At 62.2% G+C, this 24,362-nt stretch carries 26 protein-coding genes and 1 tRNA gene; 13 read left to right on the top strand and 14 right to left on the bottom strand.

Annotation, left to right across the window (positions count from 1 at the left end; translation table 11 throughout):
• Window positions 1-73: 73 nt before the first annotated feature.
• The 6 genes from BM216_RS12175 to BM216_RS12145 all read right to left on the bottom strand — a co-directional run bounded on the left by BM216_RS12175 (window position 74) and on the right by BM216_RS12145 (window position 4,475).
• The gene (locus tag BM216_RS12175; RefSeq protein ID WP_092999454.1) at window positions 74-1,003 is read right to left on the bottom strand and encodes an electron transfer flavoprotein subunit alpha/FixB family protein; all 930 of its coding nucleotides are present in this window, start codon (window positions 1,001-1,003) and stop codon (window positions 74-76) included.
• 18 nt (window positions 1,004-1,021) lie between these two features.
• A complete protein-coding gene (locus tag BM216_RS12170) occupies window positions 1,022-1,768 on the bottom strand; it encodes an electron transfer flavoprotein subunit beta/FixA family protein (protein ID WP_092999453.1) in 747 nt (248 codons plus the stop codon).
• Between the two features lie 150 nt (window positions 1,769-1,918).
• The gene (locus tag BM216_RS12165) at window positions 1,919-2,665 is read right to left on the bottom strand and encodes a rhomboid family intramembrane serine protease (protein ID WP_092999452.1); all 747 of its coding nucleotides are present in this window, start codon (window positions 2,663-2,665) and stop codon (window positions 1,919-1,921) included.
• A 172-nt stretch (window positions 2,666-2,837) separates the two neighbouring features.
• The gene (locus BM216_RS12155) at window positions 2,838-3,410 is read right to left on the bottom strand and encodes a cob(I)yrinic acid a,c-diamide adenosyltransferase (RefSeq protein ID WP_092999451.1); all 573 of its coding nucleotides are present in this window, start codon (window positions 3,408-3,410) and stop codon (window positions 2,838-2,840) included.
• A gap of 14 nt (window positions 3,411-3,424) precedes the next feature.
• Window positions 3,425-3,628: a twin transmembrane helix small protein gene (locus BM216_RS12150; protein ID WP_092999450.1), complete on the bottom strand. Its 204-nt coding sequence runs from the start codon at window positions 3,626-3,628 to the stop codon at window positions 3,425-3,427.
• Window positions 3,629-3,641: 13 nt separating this feature from the next.
• Window positions 3,642-4,475 carry an SDR family oxidoreductase gene (locus BM216_RS12145; RefSeq protein ID WP_092999449.1) on the bottom strand — a complete coding sequence of 278 codons (834 nt, stop codon included), beginning with the start codon at window positions 4,473-4,475 and terminating at the stop codon, window positions 3,642-3,644.
• A gap of 91 nt (window positions 4,476-4,566) precedes the next feature.
• On the opposite strand from BM216_RS12145, the gene BM216_RS12140 reads away from it, so the two are divergent.
• Window positions 4,567-5,550, top strand: a complete 984-nt coding sequence (locus BM216_RS12140; RefSeq protein WP_092999448.1) for a YihY/virulence factor BrkB family protein — start codon at window positions 4,567-4,569, stop codon at window positions 5,548-5,550.
• Here BM216_RS12140 and gluQRS read toward each other — a convergent pair.
• A complete protein-coding gene (gene gluQRS / locus BM216_RS12135; protein WP_092999447.1) occupies window positions 5,479-6,387 on the bottom strand; it encodes a tRNA glutamyl-Q(34) synthetase GluQRS in 909 nt (302 codons plus the stop codon). The two genes, BM216_RS12140 and gluQRS, sit on opposite strands and share 72 nt — an antisense overlap.
• Before the next feature lie 35 nt (window positions 6,388-6,422).
• Between gluQRS and BM216_RS12130 the strand changes: the two genes are divergently transcribed.
• Window positions 6,423-7,064, top strand: coding sequence for a DNA-3-methyladenine glycosylase family protein (locus tag BM216_RS12130; RefSeq protein ID WP_092999446.1), 642 nt, complete (start codon window positions 6,423-6,425; stop codon window positions 7,062-7,064).
• A gap of 111 nt (window positions 7,065-7,175) precedes the next feature.
• A complete protein-coding gene (locus tag BM216_RS12125; RefSeq protein WP_092999445.1) occupies window positions 7,176-7,733 on the top strand; it encodes an HNH endonuclease in 558 nt (185 codons plus the stop codon).
• 184 nt (window positions 7,734-7,917) lie between these two features.
• Here the strand turns inward: BM216_RS12125 and BM216_RS12120 are convergent, their stop codons facing one another.
• Entirely contained in the window at window positions 7,918-8,427 is a 510-nt protein-coding gene (locus tag BM216_RS12120) for a disulfide bond formation protein B (RefSeq protein ID WP_092999742.1), read from the bottom strand.
• Between the two features lie 343 nt (window positions 8,428-8,770).
• Here BM216_RS12120 and BM216_RS12115 point away from each other — a divergent pair, with 343 nt between their 5' ends.
• The gene (locus tag BM216_RS12115; protein WP_244530162.1) at window positions 8,771-9,742 is read left to right on the top strand and encodes a glycosyltransferase family 2 protein; all 972 of its coding nucleotides are present in this window, start codon (window positions 8,771-8,773) and stop codon (window positions 9,740-9,742) included.
• 16 nt (window positions 9,743-9,758) lie between these two features.
• Window positions 9,759-10,610 (top strand): capsular polysaccharide synthesis protein, encoded by an 852-nt coding sequence (locus BM216_RS12110; RefSeq protein WP_092999443.1) that lies wholly within the window; start codon window positions 9,759-9,761, stop codon window positions 10,608-10,610.
• Between the two features lie 48 nt (window positions 10,611-10,658).
• Here the strand turns inward: BM216_RS12110 and BM216_RS12105 are convergent, their stop codons facing one another.
• Entirely contained in the window at window positions 10,659-11,489 is an 831-nt protein-coding gene (locus BM216_RS12105) for an FkbM family methyltransferase (protein ID WP_092999442.1), read from the bottom strand.
• Window positions 11,490-11,515: 26 nt separating this feature from the next.
• Window positions 11,516-11,600 (bottom strand) — tRNA-Leu (locus BM216_RS12100).
• Between the two features lie 237 nt (window positions 11,601-11,837).
• Between BM216_RS12100 and BM216_RS12095 the strand changes: the two genes are divergently transcribed.
• Window positions 11,838-12,572 (top strand): hypothetical protein, encoded by a 735-nt coding sequence (locus BM216_RS12095; RefSeq protein ID WP_092999441.1) that lies wholly within the window; start codon window positions 11,838-11,840, stop codon window positions 12,570-12,572.
• A gap of 186 nt (window positions 12,573-12,758) precedes the next feature.
• Here the strand turns inward: BM216_RS12095 and BM216_RS12090 are convergent, their stop codons facing one another.
• The 3 genes from BM216_RS12090 to secA form a co-directional block, all read right to left on the bottom strand.
• Window positions 12,759-14,036 carry a GNAT family N-acetyltransferase gene (locus BM216_RS12090; protein ID WP_092999440.1) on the bottom strand — a complete coding sequence of 426 codons (1,278 nt, stop codon included), beginning with the start codon at window positions 14,034-14,036 and terminating at the stop codon, window positions 12,759-12,761.
• Window positions 14,037-14,038: 2 nt separating this feature from the next.
• Complete coding sequence (locus BM216_RS12085; RefSeq protein ID WP_092999439.1) at window positions 14,039-15,448, bottom strand: lipopolysaccharide biosynthesis protein; 1,410 nt, start codon at window positions 15,446-15,448, stop codon at window positions 14,039-14,041.
• Window positions 15,449-15,625: 177 nt separating this feature from the next.
• Window positions 15,626-18,337, bottom strand: a complete 2,712-nt coding sequence (gene secA / locus BM216_RS12080) for a preprotein translocase subunit SecA (RefSeq protein WP_092999438.1) — start codon at window positions 18,335-18,337, stop codon at window positions 15,626-15,628.
• A 243-nt stretch (window positions 18,338-18,580) separates the two neighbouring features.
• On the opposite strand from secA, the gene BM216_RS12075 reads away from it, so the two are divergent.
• The 6 genes from BM216_RS12075 to BM216_RS12050 all read left to right on the top strand — a co-directional run bounded on the left by BM216_RS12075 (window position 18,581) and on the right by BM216_RS12050 (window position 22,634).
• Window positions 18,581-19,486, top strand: coding sequence for a peptidylprolyl isomerase (locus BM216_RS12075; RefSeq protein WP_092999437.1), 906 nt, complete (start codon window positions 18,581-18,583; stop codon window positions 19,484-19,486).
• A gap of 60 nt (window positions 19,487-19,546) precedes the next feature.
• The gene (argJ, locus tag BM216_RS12070) at window positions 19,547-20,788 is read left to right on the top strand and encodes a bifunctional glutamate N-acetyltransferase/amino-acid acetyltransferase ArgJ (protein ID WP_092999436.1); all 1,242 of its coding nucleotides are present in this window, start codon (window positions 19,547-19,549) and stop codon (window positions 20,786-20,788) included.
• Between the two features lie 8 nt (window positions 20,789-20,796).
• Window positions 20,797-21,570 (top strand): GNAT family N-acetyltransferase, encoded by a 774-nt coding sequence (locus BM216_RS12065; protein WP_244530169.1) that lies wholly within the window; start codon window positions 20,797-20,799, stop codon window positions 21,568-21,570.
• Between the two features lie 3 nt (window positions 21,571-21,573).
• Window positions 21,574-21,984, top strand: coding sequence for an 8-oxo-dGTP diphosphatase MutT (gene mutT / locus BM216_RS12060; protein ID WP_092999434.1), 411 nt, complete (start codon window positions 21,574-21,576; stop codon window positions 21,982-21,984).
• Window positions 21,985-22,087: 103 nt separating this feature from the next.
• A complete protein-coding gene (locus BM216_RS12055; RefSeq protein ID WP_092999433.1) occupies window positions 22,088-22,408 on the top strand; it encodes a hypothetical protein in 321 nt (106 codons plus the stop codon).
• A 49-nt stretch (window positions 22,409-22,457) separates the two neighbouring features.
• Complete coding sequence (locus BM216_RS12050) at window positions 22,458-22,634, top strand: Flp family type IVb pilin (protein ID WP_092999432.1); 177 nt, start codon at window positions 22,458-22,460, stop codon at window positions 22,632-22,634.
• A gap of 12 nt (window positions 22,635-22,646) precedes the next feature.
• Here BM216_RS12050 and BM216_RS12045 read toward each other — a convergent pair whose 3' ends face one another.
• Window positions 22,647-23,513 (bottom strand): methyltransferase domain-containing protein, encoded by an 867-nt coding sequence (locus BM216_RS12045; protein WP_092999741.1) that lies wholly within the window; start codon window positions 23,511-23,513, stop codon window positions 22,647-22,649.
• A gap of 56 nt (window positions 23,514-23,569) precedes the next feature.
• Here BM216_RS12045 and BM216_RS12040 point away from each other — a divergent pair, with 56 nt between their 5' ends.
• Window positions 23,570-24,346, top strand: coding sequence for a ComF family protein (locus BM216_RS12040; protein ID WP_092999431.1), 777 nt, complete (start codon window positions 23,570-23,572; stop codon window positions 24,344-24,346).
• The last annotated feature ends 16 nt before the right edge of the window (window positions 24,347-24,362 follow it).

Raw genomic sequence — 24,362 nt, 5'->3', positions numbered from 1 at the left:
CCGCCCGGCAAGATTTTTATTCCGCTATAGCGCGTTTTTCCAGCACTTTTCGCGCTTGCGAAAAGTCAGATGCTCAAAGCGCCTTTTCGAGCTTCGGCAGGATGTCGAAGAGATCGCCGACGAGGCCGTAATCGGCGACCTGGAAGATCGGTGCTTCCTCGTCCTTGTTGATGGCGACGATGACCTTGGAATCCTTCATGCCGGCGAGATGCTGGATCGCGCCGGAAATGCCGACCGCGATATAGAGCTGCGGCGCAACGACCTTGCCGGTCTGGCCGACCTGCCAGTCGTTCGGGGCATAACCCGCATCGACGGCGGCGCGGGATGCGCCGACGGCAGCACCCAGCTTGTCGGCCACCGGCAGGATGACCTCCTGGAACTTTTCCGAGGAACCGAGTGCACGGCCGCCCGAGATGATGATTTTTGCCGAGGTCAGCTCCGGGCGCTCCGAAGAGGAGAGCGCGTCGGAAACGAAGCTCGATACGCCCGGGTTTGCGGCAGCCGAGGCGCTTTCGACGGAAGCCGAGCCACCTTCGCCCGCCGCGGCAAAGGATGCCGTGCGCACGGTGATGACTCGTCTGGCGTCGGTCGACTGGACGGTCTGGATCGCGTTGCCGGCATAGATCGGGCGCTTGAACGTGTCGGCCGACACGACCTCGATGATTTCCGACACCTGCATCACGTCGAGCAGGGCTGCGACGCGCGGCATGATGTTCTTGGCCGAGGTCGTGGCCGGCGCGATGATCGTGTCATAGGCAGGCGCCAGCGAAACGATGAGGGCCGCGACCGGTTCGGCGAGGTTGTTGGCAAGGCTCGCGTCGTCGGCAAGCAGAACCTTGGAGACGCCGGCGAGCTTGGCGGCGGCATCGGCCGCAGCCTGCGCACCGGATCCCGCGACCAGAATATGCACGTCGCCACCGATCTGGGTGGCCGCGGTCAGCGCCTTGGCGGTCTGGTCGGAGAGGCTTGCATTGTCGTGTTCGGCGAAAAGAAGAATGGCCATGATGTTCTCTCCTGTCCCTTAGATCACGCCGGCGGTCTTGAGGCTGGAAACCAGCTCTTCGACGCTCGAAACCTTGACGCCCGCCTTGCGGCCGCCCGGCTCTTCCGTCTTCAACACCTTCAGGCGCGGCGCGGTATCGACGCCGAAATCGGCAGGCGACTTCTTGTCGAGCGGCTTCTTCTTGGCCTTCATGATGTTCGGCAGCGAGGCGTAGCGCGGCTCGTTCAGGCGAAGGTCGGTGGTGACGACGGCCGGGAGCGTGACTTCGATCGTCTGCAGGCCGCCATCGACTTCGCGCGTCACGGTCGCCTTGTCGGCGGAAAGCTCGATCTTGGAAGCGAAGGTCGCCTGGGCGGAGCCGAGCAGGGCCGCGAGCATCTGGCCGGTCTGGTTTGCATCGTCATCGATCGCCTGCTTGCCGACGATGATCAGGCCGGGCTGTTCGGCATCGACGACGCCCTTCAGGATCTTGGCGACGGCGAGCGGCTCGACGAGGTCATCCGTCTCGACCAGGATCGCGCAGTCGGCGCCCATGGCGAGTGCGGTGCGCAGCGTTTCTTCCGCCTTGGCCGGGCCGATCGAAACGACGATCACCTCTTCCGCCTTGCCTGCTTCCTTCAGGCGAAGAGCCTCTTCGACGGAAATTTCGTCGAACGGGTTCATCGACATCTTCACATTGGCCAGCTCGACGCCCGTACCATCCGGCTTCACCCGGATCTTCACGTTGTAATCGACCACTCGCTTGACAGGCACCAGGATCTTCATGGGGTCCTTCCTTGACTTTCACTGACGGCAAATTGCGACATTTGCCATCTCCTCAATTGTCAGTGGGCGACATGGATACGCATTTTTCGGCCGAACACAACGCGATTTGCACTCGAATTCCATGCCGGCACTTGCGCATTTCTCATATCCCTATTCGGCAAGGGTGCCCACCCGCGGAACGCTCGTTCTGTGCCGGACGGCACGGGGTGTGACGATCTGCCTGTCGAACAGCGGCACGCCCTTGCGCCGCATGACGAGAACCAGCAGCGCACCGGCAACGATGCCGCCCACATGGGCGCCCCAGGAGACCATGCCATCGAGTTCGAGCGCCAGCATGACGAATTGCTGGCCGATCCAGAGCGCCAGCGGGATAAAGGCGGGCAGCGGAAGTGGAATACGGAACAGCACCAGCACCCAGACTCGCACCTTCGGATGCAGCAGGAAATAGGCAGCGACCACGCCTGCCACAGCACCGGATGCGCCGATCAGCGGGCCTTCAGACGAGGGGCCGACAAGCCCGTGGAGTGCTGCACCCGCTGCGGCACAAAGCAGATAGAAGACAAGAAAGCGGACATGGCCCAGAGCATCCTCGACATTGTCGCCGAAGACCCAAAGGAACAGCATGTTCGGCGCCAGATGCCAGAAGTCGATATGGAGAAATGCGTAGGTCAGAAAAGTTGCGTCTTCCGGCACGATGACGAGCGACGGGTCCAGTACCGCATGATCGAAGATCAGCGCCGGGATGAAGCCCAGCGCCATCGCCGCCCGCTCCGACTGGTCGGAAGGGGCCAGCGTCGTGAACAGCCATGCCAGTACGTTGAGGACGATCAGCCCGATCGTGACGTATTGCACCTTGATGTATCTCAGCTGGTTCGCGTCATGCAGCGGAATGAACATCTAACGTCTCCACACGTTCTGCCCTCATCCCTGTGCTTGTCACAGGGATCCAGTCGGCGCGCGTCTGCGCGGCGAAAGAGTTTTTCTCAGCCCAATGACTTGGGCTGGCTGGATTCCTGTGACAAGCGTAGGAATGAGGGAGGCTGGGCCCGCTTATCCTTAGCGTAGCCACTCACCTGTGCTTCCCCGGAACCCACAAAATATCAGCCTGTCCGCGATCGTTGGCAAAGCGGGCCGCAACGAACAGGAAGTCCGAAAGGCGGTTGATGTATTTCAGCGCCGCCTCGCCGACCCGTTCCTGGCGGGACAGTTCGACCATCAGCCGTTCGGCGCGCCGCGCCACCGTGCGGGCCATGTGCAGATGCGCGGCCGCGGCCGTGCCGCCCGGCAGGACGAAGGATGTCAGCGGATCAAGCTCGCCGTTCAGGCTGTCGATCTCGCGCTCCAGCCGCTCCGCCTGCGCCTCGATGATGCGAAGCGGCTCGTAATCGAGCTCTTCGCCCGTGTCGGGCGTGGCGAGGTCGGAGCCGAGGTCGAACAGGTCGTTCTGGATGCGCACCAGCATGACATCCAGTTCGTCCACACCGGCGGTGTGGAGGCGGGCAAGGCCGACGGCGGAATTGGCCTCGTCGACCGTGCCATAGGCTTCGACGCGCAGGTCGAACTTTTCACGGCGCGGTCCCGAGACGAGCCCTGTCGTGCCCTTGTCGCCGGTGCGGGTATAGATCTTGTTGAGTTTGACCATGGTCTTGCCGTTCCTCAGGTGGGCCTGCCGCCGCCGGTGATCCAGAGCGTCAGCATGATGAGCACGATCGCGACCGCCTGCAGAACCAGCCGAAGCTGCATCAGTTTGTTGGACCGGTTGGCGTCCTGGCCCTTCATCATCGTGAACAGCCCGCGGATCAGGACGAGCACGACGAGGCCCATCACGATCACGGTGAGAATGGTGGTGAATGTAGACATCGGGCTCCTCCCGTCAGTCGAACCGCTTCAACAGCGTATAGAAAAGCGAAGCGGGAAGCAGCCTCTTCAACAACGCGCCCTGTTTGGCAGGTCTGGTTACCAGATAGTGCGGGCGCGGACGAGGGCTGTTGAGGGCCTGGCGGAGAACCTCATGGACCGCGTCGGGGCCGAGCCTGTGGCGATTAACCGGGCCGCTTCCATCGAGCCGTCTCAACTGGCGCCTGTATTCGGCCGCATGGGCCGAGCCTTCGAGATCGATGTGATCGTTGATCTTGGCCAGCGCATTGGCCGTGAAGCGCGATTCGATCGGACCCGGCTCGATCAGGCTGACCCCGATGCCGCTGCCTTCAAGCTCCATGCGCATGGTCACTGTCAGCCCCTCCAGCGCATATTTGGAGGCCGTATAGGCACCACGATAGCGATAGGGAACGATGCCGAGGATGGACGAGCAATTGACGATCCGGCCCTTTCCCTGCGTCCGCATCATCGGAATGACGCGGCGGGTCAGTTCATGCCAGCCGAAGACATTGGTCTCGAACTGCTCGCGCAGCACGTCGGTCGTCAGGTCCTCGACGGCACCGGGCTGGCCATAGGCGCCGTTGTTGAACAGCGCGTCGATCCGGCCTCCCGTCCTGTCTGCAACGGCCTCGACCAGCCGGGCGATCGTCTCGGGTTTCGTATAGTCCATGACCAGCGCCTCGATCCCGTCGGCTTCGAGTGCTGCGAGGTCTTCGTCCCGGCGCACGGTGGCGAAGACGCGCCAGCCGTCTGCCTTCAATGCTCTTGCGCAGTATGCGCCGATGCCGGAGGAACAGCCGGTGACGATGATCGTTCTTGTGGCAGTCATTGTTAAGTATATCCCGGCTTACCTGTACAAGTGGCGGTGTTCCTCCCATATTTCGCCGGAAGTCACAACGGAGTGTTCATTGTCGGAAGAGATGCGTCGGCCACGATGGCACCGATTGGCCTTCAAGGTATTGTGGGATGCCTATTGGCATTTCTCCGAGGACGACGGCTGGGCAATGGCGAGCCATGTCGCGCTGTCCGGCCTGCTGGCGCTTTTCCCCTTCCTGATCTTCGGTACGGCATTGGCCGGTTTCCTCGGCGCGGGCGGATTTTCCGAAACGACGCTGCATGTGATGTTCGACGCCTGGCCGGCGGATATCGCCGATCCGATCGCGTCTGAAATTCAGCGGGTGCTTGAAATGCCGCGTGGCGGGTTGCTCACCGTCTCGGTTCTGGCGGCCGCCTATTTCGCCTCGAACGGGGTGGAGGCCGTGCGCGTTTCCCTCAATCGCGCGTACCGGGTGACGGAAACGCGGCCCTGGTATGTGACGCGCCTCGCCAGCCTCGGTTATGTCATCCTGGCGGTCATGATCTTTGCCGTCATCAGCATCCTGCTCCTGGCCGTCCCCATCGCCAGCCGGTTCGCCCAGACACGATTCTCCTGGCTGATAAGCGATCTTCCCTGGCTAATCGGTGATCTGAATACCGTCGCCAACTGGGGCCTGATCGGCACGGCGCTTCTGCTGATGATCGGCCTGCTCGGTTCGCATAAATGGCTGCCAGCCGGCCATCGCCGGCTGATCGACATCCTGCCGGGCGTCGCGCTCACCGTGGTGCTCTGGACCGCCTTCGGCTTCGGCTTCGCCGCCTATCTCTCGACCTTCGCCAATTATGCCGCGACCTATGCGGGCCTGGCGTCGATCATGATCGTGCTCGTGTTTCTCTATATGGTCGGCGTGATCTTCATGCTTGGCGCCGAGTTCAATGCTGCGATCCTCAAGTACAAGGTCTATTCGGTGGTCAAGCAGGTCAAGCGGCAGCGAAAGGTGCGCCGGGCGCAAAGCCTAGAGGCCGACAAGGCGGCGAATGTCGTCGGCGAGGAGACCTTCGTCTCGAAGAATCGCAATTCCGGTTGAACCCTCGCTTTTTGAAAGCTTCCGCCCGTCGCTGTCCAATATCAGCCGATGGTGGTGATAGACCGGTTCGGGAAGATCGAGCAGTACCTGCAGCAGCCGGTGCACGGCGGTCGAGGCAGACAGGTCCTGCCCGCGTACCACATGGGTGATGCCCTGAAGCGCGTCGTCCGTCACGACGGAGAGATGATAGCTCGACGGCGCATCCGAGCGCGACAGCACGACATCGCCCCATAGACCCGGATCAGCTGTAACCTCCCGGATACGGTCTTCACCGGTCTCCTTCCAGGAAAGCGCTTTTCCGGCCGCCGCCATCGCCCTGTCCATATCCAGCCGGTAAGCATGCCGAACACCCTCGGCGATCAGTTGCCGCCTTTCGGTTTCGCTTCGATGCCGGTCGTCGTGCGGATAGAGCGGCGAACCATCCGGATCACGCGGCCAGCTACCGCCGCCGCGCTCGTAGTCTGCCACGCGCGACTTCACCTCGCCGCGGGTCATGAAAGCGGGATAGACGAGGCCCATATCCTGCAGCCGGTCCAGCGCCTGCCGGTAGAAATCGAAATGCTCCGACTGCCGCCGCACCGGCATCTCCCAGGTGAGGCCGAGCCAGGCGAGATCCCGATAGATCATCTCTTCGAATTCGGGTGTGCAGCGCGCCACATCTATGTCTTCGATGCGCAGCAGGAAACGGCCGCCCTGCGCGCTTGCCATGTCGTGGTTCATGAGTGCGGAAAGCGCATGGCCGAGATGCAGGAGCCCATTCGGGCTTGGCGCGAAGCGGAAGACAGGGCTATCAGGGTAAGGGGCAGGATGTCGGGTCGGCATGCAGTCTTCTGCCATGCTTTGGGCCCAAGGGCCAACGGGAGAATGGATCGGTGCGGATCATAACATGCGAAGCGGATGTCGCGGCCGGGCTTGAGCAATTATTGCTGCTCGACACCCGGCTTGCGCCGATCGCCGAACTGGCCGGTCCGCTTCCCTTGCGTCTCTCCGAGCCGGGCTTTGCCGGTCTTGCCTCGATCATCGTGTCGCAGATGGTTTCGCGCGCCAGTGCCGATGCGATCTGGCGCAGGATTGCAGCGGCCGGTCCGGTGACGGCGCCGGCCTATGCCGCGCTCGGCCCCGACGTCATCGCCACATTCGGCCTCTCCAGGGCAAAGGCTGCGACCCTGATGGCACTGTCGCAGGCTGTCCTCGACGAAACAGTCGATCTGCACGGCATCTGTGAGCTGGACGGTGGCGAGGCGATGAAAAGGCTGACGTCGCTGCCCGGCATTGGCCCCTGGACGGCGCAGGTCTACCTAATGTTCTGCGCCGGCCATCCGGATGTCTTCCCGTCCGGCGACGTGGCGCTGCAGGCATCCGTCGGCCGTGCTTTCGGCATGGACACGCGGCCCGATTCGAAAGCGCTGGCTGCGATGGCCGCGCAATGGGCGCCACACCGATCCATCGCGGCCCGCCTGTTCTGGGCCTATTATGCCGTCGCCATGCGGCGCAATGGCCTGCCGATCGCTTAAATCTGTGCGAAGCTTCGGTGAACGAAGCCACTGCATTTATTGGGCTTCACAATCCTGTAACAACGGACCTAATATAGAGGAGATAGATGCCGAATCGGGTAGGAGCGTCATTTGACGATTGCAGTCTCCCCGCAGGCCTTGCCGGCGCTCGTCCTGAACGCTGACTACCGGCCGCTGAGTTACTATCCCTTGTCGTTGTGGTCCTGGCAGGACGCGATCAAGGCGGTCTTTCTTGACCGTGTGAACATCATCGCCGAATACGAACATTCGGTCTGTTCACCCAGTTTCACGATGAAGCTGCCAAGCGTCGTCAGCCTCAAGACCTATGTCCAGCCGACCCGTAACCCCGCCTTCACCCGCTTCAATGTGTTCCTGCGGGATAAGTTCGAATGCCAGTATTGCGGTGCGCATGACGACCTGACCTTCGACCACGTCATCCCGCGCGCCCATGGCGGCGAGACAACTTGGGAAAACGTGGTCGCGGCCTGTTCGCCCTGCAATCTCAGGAAGGGCAGCAAGTTGCCCAAGCAGGCAGGCATGTTCCCGCACCAGAAGCCCTATCCGCCAAGCGTGCAGGACCTGCACAATAACGGCCGGCTCTTTCCGCCGAACTATCTGCACGAAAGCTGGATGGATTATCTCTACTGGGATACTGAGCTGCAGCCGTAAGGCGCCGTCTTCTTCCTCATTCCTGTGATCGTCACAGGAATCCGGCAGCGCCGCGTCTGCGGCGCAAGAGACCCTTTTACGCGAAGCCCTTCATATGGCAGGATTCCCGTGACATCCCGTCGGCGAAGCCGTGGGGGCGGAGGAATGAGGGGAGAGTGCCTCTCGTAAACTGGCTTGATTTAACTCAAGCGGCCTTTTTCGCGCCGATGAAGGCGATAGCGGCGAGCACGACGCTGGCGATGACGTTCCAGCCGGCGAAGGAGAGGCCGAGCACGCGAAGGGCAGCCTCCGTGCAGGACGGGCCGTGCACGGTGTTGAGGTCGCCCAGCAGATTGCCGGCATTGGTGGTGACGCCCGCGCCGCCGCCGCAACTTGCCGGTCCCGGCCAGAAGCTCCATTCGACGCCCGAATGGTAGACGCCCATGCCGGCGCCCACGAGCATCATAATGCCGACGATGATCAGCAGCACGCGGGTAATCCAGGCCGGAAGCCCGAAGGCGGCCGAGCCGATGGCAAGAATGCCGACGGGAATGCCGAAATAATAGGGGTCGCGCTGCAGCAGGCAGAGAGCGCAGGGAATGTAACCGCCGAGATATTGGAAACCGAGAGCGCCGCCGACGGCCGCCGCCATGCCGAGCGTTACGAGTATCGCATGGCCGGTGCCGGGGCGGTTGGTCGGGGCGGTGGTTGTCAGCGCCATGGGGCTCTCCTTGCTGCTCACCGTCGAGCCGGCCATGCACTGCATGGATGACCGGTGTGACGGCATCGTGGCGAAGCTGTAGAGCATGACGGGCCTTTCTGTAAACCGGTGGACGCGGCCACGGGCGCCGCCGTTTCCGGCACATTCGCGTGATCGTTGACTGAAGGCCGCAAGGGGGCTGCAGGGAGCCTCCGATTGCCAGCGCCCGTCTTGTTTAGTACGAGACGGGCAAAGATGTGCCGGCCGGACTGCCGCCGCATCATGTGTTTTGCCCAACAGGCAGGTGAACAGAGTGGACTACCCTTTCAGGAACGGTCGACCCGATATCCGTCGGAGCATGAAAGACAGGCTGCGCACGGCCTATGAGACATGGCGCATCACCCGGCGCGAACGTCGTGACACTCAGGATGTCCCGCTTGCGCCCGCCGCAGCGGTCAAGCCTCTGTCGCCCGAAGACCTGCCGCTGGTTTTCGTCACCCACAACGACCTGACCATCCTGCCGTTCTTCCTCAGGCATTACCGCCGCCTCGGCGTGACACGCTTCATCTGCGTCGACGACGTCTCGCAGGACGGAACGCGCGACTATCTTTTGGCCCAGCCGGATGTGGACTTGTGGACCTCGCCGCTGCGTTTTGGAGAGGCACGGCGCGGTCGCCGCTGGCGCGAACAGCTGTTTCGCCACTATGGAAAGGACCGCTGGTATCTGAATGTCGATTCGGATGAATTCCTGCTCTACGACCAGTGGGAACGGCAACCGCTGCGGGCACTCATTCGCGTGCTGGAAAGGGAAGGTGCGAGGCGCCTGCCTTCGCCGATGATCGACATGTATTCGGGGCCGGGTGCGCGCGAGCCGGGAGCCGAGGCGGACATGCCATGGGTCTTTTCCAATCATTTTGACGGCGAAGGTTACAGCTGCGAAGCCGAGAGGCGCGGGTTGAGCATCCAGGGCGGCCCGCGGCGCCGTCGCTTCAATGAAGACAACCAGCTCATCAAGTATCCGGTGATTTTCTGGGACGATACCTGCTTCTTCGGCAGCAGCCTGCACCGCCCCCTGCCATATGACCGGAATTTCGGCGCGATGTGGGGCGCGCTGCTTCACTTCAAGTTCTTCACCAACTACCGCGAGAAGATCGCCGAGGCGGCTCAGGGCAAGCAGCACTATAACGATTCGGAACACTACAAGGCGATGATGTCGGAGCTCCAGAGTTCGGGCGAGCTGGAACTGGTCGACGAACATTCGTGGCAGTTCCGCGACGGCGCGCAACTGGTTGACCTGGGGTTCATGACGAAGATCGATTTCGAGAGATAGGAATACGCCCGTGACGATGCCTATTTTCGACGCGTTCCTGATCTGGAAAAAGATCGCCCACTCGATCCGCCGCACATTCGTGGGCAAGCGCAAGCTGCATGTCCAGAATTACAACTGGGCGATCGACGCACTGCCGAAGCGCCTGCCGAAGACGATCTGGCTCTATTGGGACAAGCCGCTCGATCAGGCGCCGCCTGTGGTCCAGGCTTCGGTCGCGAGCTGGATCCGGCACAATCCCGGGTGGGATGTGCGGCTTTTATCCGACGACAACCTCGACGAATTCGTGAGCCTGCCGCAGGCGGGTGGTATGCGGAAGATACAGTGGAAGGCGGACCTCATTCGCGTCGCCCTGCTACGGGATCATGGCGGGGTCTGGGCGGATGCCACCAGCTTCTGCCAGATGCCGCTCGACAACTGGCTGCCGCCGCTGATGCAGAGCGGATTCTTTGCCTTTCCAGACACCTATCCAGGTCGCGTGATGCAGAACTGGTTTCTAGCGGCGCTGCCGGGCAATTATCTCGTGACGCGCTGGGCCGAGAGGATGGAGCGCTACTACGGCAAGCGCGGCAAGCTGCTTCACTATTTCTGGGTCATGTACATGTTCGAATATGTCGTTCGAACGGATCGCAAGGCTGCCCGGATCTGGGATTTCACGCCGAAGATCTCAATGAAGGGCGCGCTGCTGCTGAAGCGCATCATGACCCAAAAGGATCTCGCGGAACGCATCCCTGAAACGGTCGACCTCTCCGCCATTCCCGTGTTGAAGATCAGTTCCGGAGCGAAGACGGACGAGCCGGAATTCAATGCCGCGATAGCGCAGCGGCGCGATATCGATCTTGCTAAGGCGGCAGCGCATCTCGTAAAGTAGGAGTGAGCGCCTCGATCCGTTGGAAGAAGGCGCCGTCCCGAAGATCTTTTACTTAACGGCGAATAGGTCTATCTGTCGGCCATCGGCGACTAGGCTTCCAAGGTCGAGTGTCTCGATCTTCTGGCCGGACGACGTGTAGAAGTGCTTGAAGTGCCGGATGAGGATGGTCTGGAGCTTGGCTACTCCTTCATCCTTCAGCATGCTTGGCGTTATCTCGACGCACAGTCCCTCGGCATGGTTGGCCAGGTAGCTCTCGGCGCCGAGAAGCACATGCACCTCATATCCCTCGGTGTCGATCCAGAGAAAGCCCGGCTTGGAGTCAACGACGTCGTCCAGTCTCACGACTTCGACCTCCTCCGAGCCTTCACCGAAGTCCCTCATGAAGGAGTTCTTGCCGGTGCTGCCACGGCTGAGATGAATCTCCAGTCGGCCCGGTTCCGTGCCGACTGCCTGATGTCGGGTTTTGACACCCAAGCCTGATACGTTGTGCTGCAAGAGAGAAAAGTTTTGGCCAACGGGCTCGAAAGCAACAATGTCGCGGAAGCCCGCTTCAAACGCGTTAAGGCACGACGTTCCGATATTGGCACCGATGTGCATGAACTGCACGTCCCGCCTCGGATAGAATTGGCTGAGGACTTCGAAGAGATCGAACTGGAAATGGCCGTGACGCAGGACCGATTCGGTAATGCTTCTCCCGTTCACATCGAGGAGGACGGGATATTTATCAAGATAGCGGTAGCCGAGCGTGCTGATTCCAGCGGAAATACAGCCGCTGGTCACAAGAGCCGGATCGAGTGCGCCTTGTCTTCTCCAAACCCGTCCGAGGTAATGAGAGCGTTTCCGGGGGCGCAGAAGTGCTTTGAGCAGGTCTACATCCATGATTGCCTCTCAATGTAGGTGAATTCTGGTGCCCCGTGCCGGAATCGAACCAGCACTCCTCTCGGAACCTGATTTTGAGTCAGGCGCGTCTACCAATTCCGCCAACGGGGCACGGAGGGTGATCAGCGCTCTATCATGCGCCGTCGGCCAAGTGCAAGGAGGAAGTGCGCGAAAATATGCTGCATGCAGCGGCCGCATGTCCTGCTTCCTGACGTCCGGGATATGGGGCGCAAAAGCCGTTAAGCCTATGTGGAATTTATATTAGAACATTCTGAAACACAAGCGCCGGGATGCGCATTGATACCCGTCGTCGGCCCGCAGCGTGCGGACCACATGGAGGAGAATATCATGCACAGGTCAGTTAGTTTGGTGCTTGTGTCGACCTGCGTCGCAGCGGCACTGGCAGTGCCCGCTGTCGCGCAAAGCGTATCGATCGGCGGTGCCAATGGTGTCAGTGCCGGGATCAGCGGCGGTAATGGCGGCCTTGGGGCCGGCGCGTCCGTCGGTGGTGCAAACGGTGCCAATGCGGGCGCCAGTATCGGCGGAGGCGGCGGTGTCAGTGCCGGCGCGTCGCTCGGCGGTTCCGGCGGCGTCGGCGCCGGGGCGAGTGTCGGTGGCTCGGGAGGAAGTAGCGGTTCAGGCGGATTGGGTGCCGGTGCATCTGCTTCCATCGGAGGCAGCGGCGGCGTGAATGCCGGCGCCGGCGCCAGAACGTCGGATGGGATCGATGCGGGTGCGACTGCGTCGATCGGCGGTACCAATGGCGTCAATGCGGGCCTTGGTGCCCGTGTCGGCGGAACGGCCGGCACGGGCGCGGGCATCCAGGTCGGGATCGGCGGGGAGCTCGTCGGTGGAGGGCCCGGTGCCGGCGGCGGTACCGGTGGCGGCATCGGTACGGGTGGTACCGGCTCCGGCGCCATTGGAGGCGGTGCCCTAACCGGTCCGCAACGTGCTGCCTTCGACAGCATGTCGCCCAGCGAACAACGCAGGCTGATCACCCGTTGCTCGCAGATTTCCGGTGGCGGCTATGATCCGGCTCTCGTGCAGCTCTGTCGGATGCTGCGCATGAGCGCTTCGCGCTAGGGCAGTTCCAGCAAAAGTGCGTAGCGGTTTTGCGTTCGGAACTGCGTAAGATTAAAGGATCTGAGCGGTTTCGCGTTTCGGAGAAAAAGCGGAAACGCTCCAGCATTCAGGAATGAGGCAAGCCGGGGTCATGACATGGCCCCGGCTTTCGCTTGTCGTTAGACTATCAAGGCCGGGATATGCAGCTCAGCCGTCGCGGCCCGTCAGCTGCATGATCTTCTCGCGCAGGATGCGCGCCATGTTGCGGGTATTGCGGTAGAGATGCAGCTGGGCTGCGACCTGGCGCACGTCGCGGTCGGCGTTGCGATTGAGGCCGATGACGAGATTGCCCATCTCTTCGCGTTCTTCCCATAGCCGGCTCATGATCGGATGGTCGGGAACAGCGCAGGAATCGGTGCGGACGATATTGGCATCGTCCAGGTGCCATTCCGTCAGCTTCATGATCAGGAGCTTGCCGGGAGAATGCTGCGCAAGACTCTCGTCATAGGCGGTCTTCCAGGTATACGCCTCGCCGGCCATCAGGAAGACGACGATCGATGCAATCGCCCGGCCGTTCAGATCGATGGTATGAATGCGAACGGCGTCGATTTCAGCGAGGTTGGTGATCGCTTCGCGGGCAAAGGCTGCACGGTAACGGTCACTGATCAGCGCCGTCCGTTTCTTGCCCTTCCAGCCTTTCGCCTCCAGCGCCAGGAATTCCTCCATCCGCAGGCGGATCTCTTCCGGCTGGCGCGCGATATTGTAGTTCACCGGGCCTAAGCGTTCGAGGTGGCGCCACTGGCGACGCATCTCGCGGTAATGATGGGCGGAAACCGCATGCTTGAGATAGGCCTCGCCATCGACCAGGCTTTCCAGCATCGGCCGCTGGGCGGTTCCGCTCAGCGCGATCGGAAGGTCATGGCTGATCGCGACAGCCTTGGCGAGCTGGGCGAAGCGGCCGTTCACGCGAATATCCGGGAAAACCAGGATCGAGGGCATGCGCGCCCGCGGCGACACGAGCACTTCGAGCAGGTTGTCGATGGTCTCAGCTGCGTCCTCCGCGTCGACGAGCGGCGTGCCGAGCGGGCCAAATGGGTTGGCCCAGGCGCGGATGATCGGCGCTCCGACCGAGAAGCCCGGTTTCTCGACCGTGAACGGCATGAGCAGGCGCAGACGGCTGCGATTGCCGTTATCATCGCGGATCAGCGCGAAGCGCACCTGCTTGTCCTCCACCCGCGGCATGGCGGGGGCGAGCAAGCGGGCGGAAAAGAAGATGTTCGGCTCCATGGCACGATGCGAGAGGAATTCGAGTTCCTCCTGCAGATCGTAGCCGAGGGCGGCCGGATAGATAGAAAACTCCCGCCCGGTCCTGCCAATCGCCAGCTGCAGATCCGCTTCGGGCAGAGGGCCGCGAGGCGCCTGCTCCTTGGCGGCACCGTTGGCGTCGGCTTGCTCGATGTCGTCGGACGACGGCGGGATCCGCATGGTCAAGTCGCTCCTGGACGGTTGGGGTCTGGCCGGGCGAAGGCAAAGAGGACAATGCCGAGCGTGCGCCTAACGGCGACGTGCAGCAGGAGGGCCTCAACCATGACCGCACCTGCGGATGACATGGCGGCCCCTGTCAGACCATAGAGCGGAATGAGCATCACATTCAAGGTGATCGCGACTATAAGCGTGATTGCATATAATGCTACGCACAGGTTCTGCTTGCCGGCCATGTTCAAGAGCACTTCGCCGGGGCCGACCGATGCCTTGGCGAGGATGCCGGCAAACAGGATGGCCATCAGCCAGTGGCCCTCGGTGAAGGCCGGGCCGAAGAGCGACAGAAGCAGTTCGCCGGCCGCGAGCGTGCAGATGCCGATCGCAAGCGACGGCCAAAACGTCCAGCGTGCGGCTTCGCCGGCAAAGGTCGCCAACGCCTTCATGTCGTTCTCGGCGATAATGGCGGAAAAGCGTGGTGCAGCGGCTGCCTTGATCGAGAAATAGACGAACTGCACGAGCACGATCGTCTTGGCTGCCGCGAAATAGATGCCCACCTGATCGGGCGGGAGGTAGAGGCCGACCACGACCACATCGGCATTGGTCAGAAGGAAGCTTATGCCGTCGACGAGGAAGAGCGGCAGGGAAAATTTGAGCCAGGTGCCGAGCTGGTAGCGGCGCGGCGCAGTCCCATAGGCGCCGCGCAGCCGAAGGGTCAGCTGCAGGATGTGAGCGAAGGTGGTCACGTAGGTTGCCGCCAGCGCGGCCGCCATGGCGGTCCTGGCGCTTGCCGGCGCGCCCGACAGCGCTGCCGTCGCCATGAAGGTGAGGATCAGGATGGGCCTCAGGATATAGGTCGGGGCGAGCGCCGAGATCGTCCAGCCCCGGGTTCTGGCCATGCCATCCAGAATATCGCCGACGGCAATCATCGGAATGATGAAGAGCGCGATGCCGACCGGCACGACGTAATAGGGCTCGATATGATCACCGAAGAGGAAGAGGAAGGCGAAGCCGAGGCATCCGAAAACCGTGGAGGCGGCAAGCGCGATCAGGCAGGACGCGATGTTCAGGCCCCGCACCATGCCCGGCTCGCCGTCGGCGATATATCGGTGCGAGAAGCGGATGATCGAGGTGTGGAAGCCGAGGCAGGACAGGCTGCCGGCCAGGATGACGATCACCCAGACGAAGGCATAGAGGCCGTATTCGAACTCGCCCATGATCCGGGCAAGCAGGATCTGCGACAGGAAGGCGATGGCGGCGCTGGCGATGCGGATGGCAAACGCGGTCAGTGCCTGGCGCTGCGCGCGTGCCGTCTCGCCCTTGTCGGTCAGTGCGGTGGCGACCTTGCCGACAAGCGGCACGACCCGGGCACGCAGGCTTGGCGGGAGCAGTCTTTCCACTGTTTCGATGACCGCCATGAGGGGCACGCGATGCTCTTTAATGCCGCACAAACAATGGGTGGACCCTGCCATGGCAGGGTTAAGAAACGGTTCTTCCGCACAGTTACAGCCGTTAGCGGGCATGGTCCAGACCAAACGAAAACGCCGCCCTTGCGGGCGGCGCCAATCGGTCATTTCACGGGGTTCGTGCGGGCCTTACGCCTGCTCAAAGGCGCCGTGGCAATGCTTGTATTTCTTCCCCGAACCGCAAGGGCAGTTCTCGTTGCGGCCGATCTTGCCCCAGGTGGAGGGATCTTCCGGACGGCGGTCCTGCGGGGCTGCGATAAAGTCCTGACCGCTGCGGCCCGTCACCTGGTCTTCGCCGGTCAGCGGGTCGAGGTGATGTTCCTCATAGACCGGCGGCGGTTCAGGTGCCTGCGGGTTCTGGACCAGCTCGACGCGCATCAACTGGGCGGTGACGGCCTCGCGCAGGTTGGCGAGAAGCGCCTGGAATAGCTCGAATGCTTCCGCCTTGTATTCCTGCAGCGGATCGCGCTGGGCATAGCCACGGAAACCGATGACGGAGCGCAGGTGGTCGAGGTTGACGATGTGTTCGCGCCACAGGTGATCCAGCGTCTGTAGCAGGATCGAGCGTTCGACATAGTTCATGACGTCGGTGCCGAAGCGGTCGCGACGATCTTTCGCCGAAGCCTCTGCGGCCTGGGTGATGCGCTCGCGGATATCGTCTTCGCCGATGCCCTCTTCCTTAACCCACTCCTCGATCGGCAGGTCGAGGTCGAGCAGGCGCTCTACGTCCTGGTGCAGGCCGGCGCCGTTCCACTGTTCGGCATAGGCGCGCTCAGGGATGTGCTTTGCGACGATGACCTCGATAACCTCGGTGCGCATGTCTTCGACGGCTTCCGAAACGTCCTCGGAATCCATCACTTCGAGACGCTGCTCGAAGATGACCTTGCGCTGGTCGTTGGTGACGTCGTCGTATTTCAGAAGGTTTTTGCGGATGTCGAAGTTGCGGGCTTCGACCTTCTTCTGGGCGCGTTCCAGCGCCTTGTTGATCCAGGGATGGACGATTGCCTCGCCTTCCTTCAGGCCGAGCTTCTGCAGCATTCCGTCCATGCGGTCGGAGCCGAAGATGCGCATCAGGTCGTCCTGGAGCGACAGGTAGAATTTCGAGCGGCCAGGGTCGCCCTGACGGCCGGAACGGCCGCGCAGCTGGTTGTCGATGCGGCGGCTTTCGTGGCGCTCGGTGGCGATGACGTAGAGACCGCCGGCCTCGAGAGCCTTGGCCTTGAGTTCCTTGATCTCGGCGCGGATCGCGGCTTCCTTGGCGTCGCGCTCGGCCTCGTCCTCGATGCCTTCGAGCTCGCGCTCGAGGCGCATGTCGACATTGCCGCCGAGCTGGATGTCGGTACCGCGGCCGGCCATGTTGGTGGCGATCGTGACGGCACCCGGCACGCCGGCCTGGGACACGATATAGGCTTCCTGCTCGTGATAACGGGCGTTCAGGACATGGAATTTGTCGAAGCCCGATTGGCGCAGCATGGTCGCCAGGATTTCCGACTTCTCGATCGAGGTCGTGCCGACGAGAACCGGCTGGTTGCGCTCATGCGCATCCTTGATCTCGCCGATGATTGCCTGGAACTTTTCTTCGAAGGTCCGGTAGACCTCGTCGTCCTCGTCGATACGGGCGATCGGCAGGTTGGTCGGAACCTCGACCACTTCGAGCTTGTAGATATTGCCGAATTCTTCCGCTTCGGTCGATGCCGTGCCGGTCATGCCGGCGAGCTTCGAATACATGCGGAAATAGTTCTGGAAGGTGATCGAGGAGAGCGTCTGGTTCTCCGGCTGGATCTGCACCTTTTCCTTGGCTTCTAGCGCCTGGTGCTGGCCTTCGGAGAAGCGGCGACCAGGCATCATGCGGCCGGTGAACTCGTCGATGATGACGATCTCATCGTTGCGGACGATGTAGTCTTTGTCGCGCGAGAACAGCTTATGAGCCTTCAGCGCGTTGTTGATGTGGTGCACGATCGCGACGTTCTCGACGTCGTAGAGCGATTCGCCCTTCAGGAGGCCGGCCTGGCGCAGCAGGTTTTCCAGCTTTTCCGTGCCGTCTTCCGAGAAGTTGGCCGAACGCTGCTTTTCGTCGATCTCGTAATCTTCCGGCGAGAGCAGCGGGATGAACGCGTCGATCGTCGTGTAGAGGTCGGAGCGGTCGTCGAGCGGACCGGAAATGATCAGCGGCGTGCGCGCCTCGTCGACCAGAATCGAGTCCACTTCGTCGACGATCGCGTAGTTGTGGCCGCGCTGAACCATCTGGCCGCGCTCGTATTTCATGTTGTCGCGCAGAAAATCGAAGCCGAGCTCGTTGTTCGTCGCGTAGGTGATATCGCAGGCGTAGGCCGCGCGGCGTTCCTCGTCGGACAGGCCATGCATGATGACACCGGTCGAAAGGCCGAGGAAGCTGTAGAGGCGGCTCATGATGCCGGCGTCGCGCTGGGCGAGGTAGTCGTTGACGGTGACAACGTGGACGCCCTTGCCGGACAGTGCGTTCAGATAGACGGGCAGGGTGCCGACCAGCGTCTTGCCTTCACCCGTCTTCATTTCGGCGATCGCGCCGTCATGCAGGATCATGCCGCCGGTGAGCTGGACGTCGAACGGCCGCATACCGAGAACGCGACGGGAGGCCTCGCGCACGACAGCAAAGGCCGGGATCAGGATGTCATCGAGCGTCTTGCCGTCGGCCAGCATCTGGCGGAACTCGACGGTCTTGTTGGCGAGCTGCTCGTCGGTCAGCGCCTTGGTCGTTTCCTCGATGGCATTGATCTTTTCGAGTGTCGGCTTGTAGCCACGAACGCGGCGCTCGTTAGCCGAACCGAACAATTTGCGGGCGATGCCGCCGAAGCTGACCATGCAAATGGTCCTTTCTGATCTCAGTCCCATGGGAGACGGGGCAGAGTGCCGGTCGTTTCCGGTGCCGGCAAATTGACCCGCTGCGCCCGGAAACTCTTCTGGACGCCAAGTTGCGTGACAGATAAGAGGGGGTCCGAATTATGTCAACGGTTGCGGCCGATACAGAATGGCCACATTCCGGTGTTTGTGAAGGATTTTAGGCTGGCCTCACACGAGGCCGGCGTCCATGCGAAAGGTAACTTGATGTTGCGCCACAAACTTCTCGTAACGGCGGCCATCGCCGCTGCGATCTCCTTCCAGGCTCCCGCATTCGCGCAGGAAGACCCGGTCGTCGCCAAGGTCGGCAATCTGGAGATCCACCAGTCCGAGCTGGATCTGGCCGTACAGAATCTCGATCCCCAGCTCGCCCAGCTGCCCGACGACCAGAAGAAGGTCGCGGCCCTTTCCGGCGCCATCGACATCAAGCTTCTCGCCAGCGGCGCAATCGCTGAAGGCGTCGACAAGACCGAAGATTTCAAGCAGCGCATGGCCTATATCGGCGACCGCGAGCTGCATAACGCCTTCTTCCGCAAGCATGTCGTCGAAGCCACCACCGATGAAGAGGTGAAGGCCCGCTACGACAAGGAAATCGCCGGCCTGCCGAAGCAGGAAGAAATCAAGGCCGCCCATATCCTGGTGAAGACCGAGGACGAGGCCAAGGCGATCATCGCCGACCTCGATGCCGGCAAGGATTTTGCTGCGATCGCCAAGGAAAAGAGCCAGGATTCCAACAAGGACGAAGGCGGTGACCTCGGCTGGTTCGGCCCGGGCCGCATGGTTCCGGAATTCGAACAGGCGGCAATGGCGCTTGAAAAGGGCGCCTATACCAAGACCCCGGTCAAGACCCAGTTCGGTTTCCACGTCATCAAGCTCGAAGACAAGCGCGACGCCCCGCCGCCGCCGTTCGAGCAGGTCAAGGATCAGGTCAAGCAGCTCGTCATGCGCGACAAGTATGTCGCGATGATCGACAAGGCGAAGGCCGACCAGAAGATCGAGATCACCGACGAAGCCCTGAAGAAGGGTTATGAAGAAGTCGGCAAGATGCAGGATGCCGGCGGCGATGCTGCGGCTCCGGACGCCGCCGCGCCCACCGCGCCGGCTCAGCAGTAAGTGCAATCATGGGCCCGGTTCATCCGGGCCCCTTTCATATTAGACAGCCAGGGTCCGCCGATGTCCGCTTCCATCTCCCCTCTCGCGCCGAAATCCTATCCCGAAATGCCCGTGGTCCGCGGCGTGCGGATGGCGACAGCGGCTGCCGGTATCAAGTACAAGAACCGCACCGACGTGCTGATGATGGTGTTCGACGAGCCGGCGACAGTTGCAGGCGTCTTCACCAAGTCCAAATGCCCTTCGGCACCTGTCGATTTCTGCCGCTCGAACCTGTCGCACGGTGTTGCCCGCGCCGTGGTTGTTAATTCGGGCAATGCCAATGCCTTTACGGGCGTCAAGGGCAAGGCTGCGACGGCACTGACCGCGAAATCCGCTTCGGAAGCCGTCGGCTGCGGCGAGAATGAAGTCTATCTCGCCTCCACCGGCGTCATCGGCGAGCCGCTCGATGCCGGCAAGTTTGCCGGCGTGCTCGGCGACATGCACAAGACCGCGACCGGCGATTTCTGGCAGGAAGCCGCCAAGGCGATCATGACCACCGATACCTATCCGAAGGTTGCCACCCGCACCGCCGAGATTGGCGGTGTCGAGGTGACGATCAATGGCATTGCCAAGGGTGCGGGCATGATCGCGCCGGACATGGCGACCATGCTCTCCTTCGTCGTCACCGATGCGGATATCGCGGCACCCGTGCTGCAGAACCTGCTGTCGGCCGGCGTCGAGCCGAGCTTCAATTCGATGACCGTCGACAGCGACACGTCGACCTCCGATACGCTGATGCTGTTTGCCACCGGCGCTGCCGCCAAGGATGGCCAGAAGCAGATCGTCGACGCAAAGGATCCGGCGCTCGCTTCCTTCCGCGAGGCGTTGAATGCCCTGTTGAAGGATCTCGCGATCCAGGTCGCCCGCGATGGCGAGGGCGCTACCAAGATGCTGGAAATCACCGTGACGGGCGCAGAAAGCGACGCGGCCGCCAAGACGATCGCGCTGTCGATCGCCAATTCGCCGCTGGTCAAGACCGCGGCCGCCGGCGAGGACGCCAACTGGGGCCGCATCGTCATGGCCGTCGGCAAGGCGGGCGAAGCCGCCGACCGCGACAAGCTGGCGATCTGGTTCGGCGACGTGCGCGTTGCCGTCAATGGCGAGCGCGACGCGGGCTATTCGGAAGAGGCGGCCTCGAACGTGATGAAGGGCCAGGACATTCCGGTTCGCGTCGACCTTGGCCTTGGATCGGGCAAGGCGACCGTGTGGACTTGCGACCTGACCAAGGAATATGTCGCCATCAATGGCGACTACCGGAGCTGATGCAGGTGATAACAATATCTTCCGCCCCTGCCGACCTGCCTTTGGTTCGCAGGCTCGAAGCCGTAGGCTTCCGGGCCTGGCCTGCGGCATCGGTCGTCTATGACGGAAGCTGGCAGGTGCGGCTGACCGGCGGGCATCCGTCGAAGCGGCTGAACTGCATCGTTCCTCTCGACCCGTCCGATTATCGCGACCTCGACACGCGGCTTGCCAAGGCAACCAAGCGTTTCGAGGATTACGGCCGCCGGCTTGTGCTCAGGGAAACGCCGCTCGCGCCGCCGCCGATGATCCGGCATCTGGAGGAGAGCGGATGGGAGGCCTTCGAGAGTGTCGACGTGCTGACGGCCGGGCTGGCGAGCCTGGAGCTGCCCGACACGCTCGACTATCTGCCGAGCCACGATATCGGCCGCTTCGCCGATGCCTGCCTGCAGGTGGGTGAAGAGGATGCTGCACTCAAGCCAGCCCTCGCGGAAGTGCTGAGTGCCATCAAGCCGCCGTCCGGCTATTTCATGAAGCAGGATCCGAACAACGGCGCGGTCGCGACCGTGCTCTGCGTGCAGGACAACGACCTCGCCGGCATTCTTTCCCTTGCAGTCGCCGAGAAGCACCGGCGCGAGGGGCTCGGTACCGAGATGATGTCGTCGGCATTGCGCTGGGCCCGCATCAGCGGCGCCAAGACCGCGTGGCTACAGGTCGAGAAAAGCAATGAGGCGGCACTGTCGCTCTATCACCGCCTCGGCTTCCGCAAGGCCTATTCCTATCGATATTGGCGGCAGGGAGACTAGAGAATGAGCGTGGAGAGAAAGATCCTGCTGGTCGCCGCCTGCGCGCTGATCGATTCCGACGGCCGCATTCTGCTCGCCCAGCGTCCGGAGGGCAAATCACTCGCCGGCCTGTGGGAGTTCCCTGGCGGCAAGGTGGAGCCGGGCGAAACACCCGAAGAAACGCTCATCCGCGAGCTGGACGAGGAGCTTGGTATCGTGACCAAGGTCGCCTGCCTTGCGCCGCTGACCTTCGCCAGCCACAGCTACGAGACCTTTCACCTGCTGATGCCGCTTTACATCTGCCGTCGCTTCGAGGGCATCCCTACCGGGCGGGAGGGGCAGCAGATCAAATGGGTGCGCCCGAATGCGCTGCGGGACTACCCCATGCCGCCGGCGGACGAGCCGCTGATCCCGATCCTGCAGGATCTGCTTTAACTAAAATTAGCGGCGTCGGATTTAGATCGCGTTAACAATTCATTCAACGGATTCTGGCATCGTCAGTGCTTGGCACCTGATAGCATTGGCGAGGCTTCGAGGAATGGACGACGAGTTCTGGAAAACTGTACGCGATCGCCAGCGCGCGACGTACAGATCCGGCAAGACCGGCATACTCAACGTCGCCCTGCTCTTCGGCACGGCAGCCATCGCACTCTCGCTCATTGTCACGCCGATGCTTGCCGAACGTGCGGAGAAGCAGCGCATGGCGAATGTGCAGCAGGATTTCGACATGCTGACGACGGGTTCGATCAAGCCCGCCGAAGGCAATATCAAGCACTATACGATCCGCCGCAGCGTCCTGCAGGACACGCCCGGTTCGGTCTGCGTGGTGCAGGGATACGGGGTCGACGGGGATTGCTGACCGCCGGTTCGAGCATCACGCGAAGGCGACGGTCTTGAGAGGACCTTTCATGCGTTTTTTCCGTAGCCTTCTGTCGGACAGAAGCGGCGCGACCGCCGTTGAATATAGCCTGCTGGCCGCCATCATCGGCATCACGCTGGCCATCGCTCTCGGCAATTATTACGACCTGATGAACGCGATGTTCGGCCACATCGGTAATACCTATCAGAACGCCATATCGCGCTAAGCGAACTCCCCCTCAATCCAGTTTCTTCAGGGCATCGGCCAAGCGCACCTTTGCCGAGCCGGGTTTCAGCGGCTGCTGCTGGCTGTCATGCGGCGCCCAGCCCGATGCGTAGATGATCGTGAAGGTGGCGCGGATGCGGCCGTCCGGATCCGAATAGCGTTCCGCATAGATCTCGGCCGCCCTCAGGAAGAAAGCGCGGTTGAGCGGCTTTCTGCTGCGTCCGGTGAGCGGGTTGGTCATGCCCATGGCCCGCAGATCCCGCATCAGGGGAAAGAGCGAGTCATAGCGCACCGTGTAGCTCTCGGCATCGACGACAGGAAGGGTGAAGCCCGCGCGCTGCAGCAGCGATCCGACATCGCGGACATCCGCAAAGGGAATGACGCGCGGGCTGGCGCCACCGGTCAGTTCGGCTTCCGCGGCGAGCAGCACGTCGCGCAGCTCGGCAAGCGTGCCGGCACCTGGGATCGCAGCAAGGAACAGTCCGTCCGGCTTCAGCGCCCGGCGAATGCGCACGAAGGTGCCGGGTGTGTCGTTGACCAAATGCAGGGAGAGTGGCGACAAGACGAGGTTGACGCTTTCGGGCGCCAGCGGCACGTCGTCGAGATTGGCGACCTGGATCTCGCCGCCGGCAGCGAAGGTCGCACTGGTCTCGATGCGGGAAATGGCTTCAACCTTGCCGGTCGCCAGCGCATTGCGGGCAGCCGCGCCGGTGGCGCCATGCAGTTCGACCGCCTGCGGGAACCGCCGCTCGACGACGGACAGCCGCTCGGCCATTTCCTGGGCTGCGATCTCCAGAAGGAAATCGGCCTTGTCCGTCCGTCTGGCGAAGGCCTGCTCGCGCCTTTTGGCTACCAGCGTCTCGTCGAAAAGAATTTCCATCATCACCACTCGAATTGTTCTTCGCTAAGGCGCCGTCTGGCGCTTATTGTCAAGCCATGACCGACCATCCGGCCCTCAGTCTCGTCTCCAGTCTCGGCGCTTCCGCGTCTGGATGGGCGCGGCGTGCGGCCGATCTGATCTATCCGCCGATCTGTCTCGGATGCGGGGTCATGACCGGCCGCCACGGCGCTGTCTGCGCTGCCTGCTGGCAAAAGCTGCGGTTCATTGAACGCCCCTATTGCGACATGCTCGGCCTGCCATTCTCCTACGACCCCGGCCCGGGCATGCTGTCGGCGCAGGCGATCGCGCATCCGCCGGTCTTCGCCCGGCTTCGCTCCGCGGTGATTTTCGACGGTGCGGCCCGGGTGATGGTTCATGGGCTAAAATATAAGGATCGAGGCGATCTGGCGCCAACCATGGCGGCGTGGATGGAGCGGGGAGGGCAGGACTGCCTCGACCGATGTGATGCGATCGTGCCGGTGCCGCTGCATCGGACGCGGTTCGTCCTGCGGAAATACAATCAGGCCGCGGAGCTGGCGCGGCACCTCGCGAAGCGGGCGGACAAGCCTTACCTGCCGGCCGCGCTGGTTCGGACCAAGCGGACCCGCCGCCAGGTTGGGCTGACGGCTCGGGCGAGAGAGGAAAATGTGCGGGCGGCATTCGCGGTCCCGCCGGGGCGCGAACCGGAGATCTTCGGCAAGCGCGTCGTTCTCGTCGACGATGTCTATACGACCGGTGCCACTGTGTCCGCTGCGACACGGGCGCTCAAGAAGGCCGGCGCCGCAGAGGTCAGCGTGTTGACCTTTGCAATGGCTCTCGCCGAGATTATATGACGGATAGACAACAGAC

The organism is Rhizobium sp. NFR07, assembly GCF_900111905.1.
In the GTDB taxonomy this organism is placed as follows: domain Bacteria; phylum Pseudomonadota; class Alphaproteobacteria; order Rhizobiales; family Rhizobiaceae; genus Neorhizobium.
Note: the sequence above shows the minus strand (reverse complement) of the source record. Positions and strands in the feature narration are given on the sequence as shown.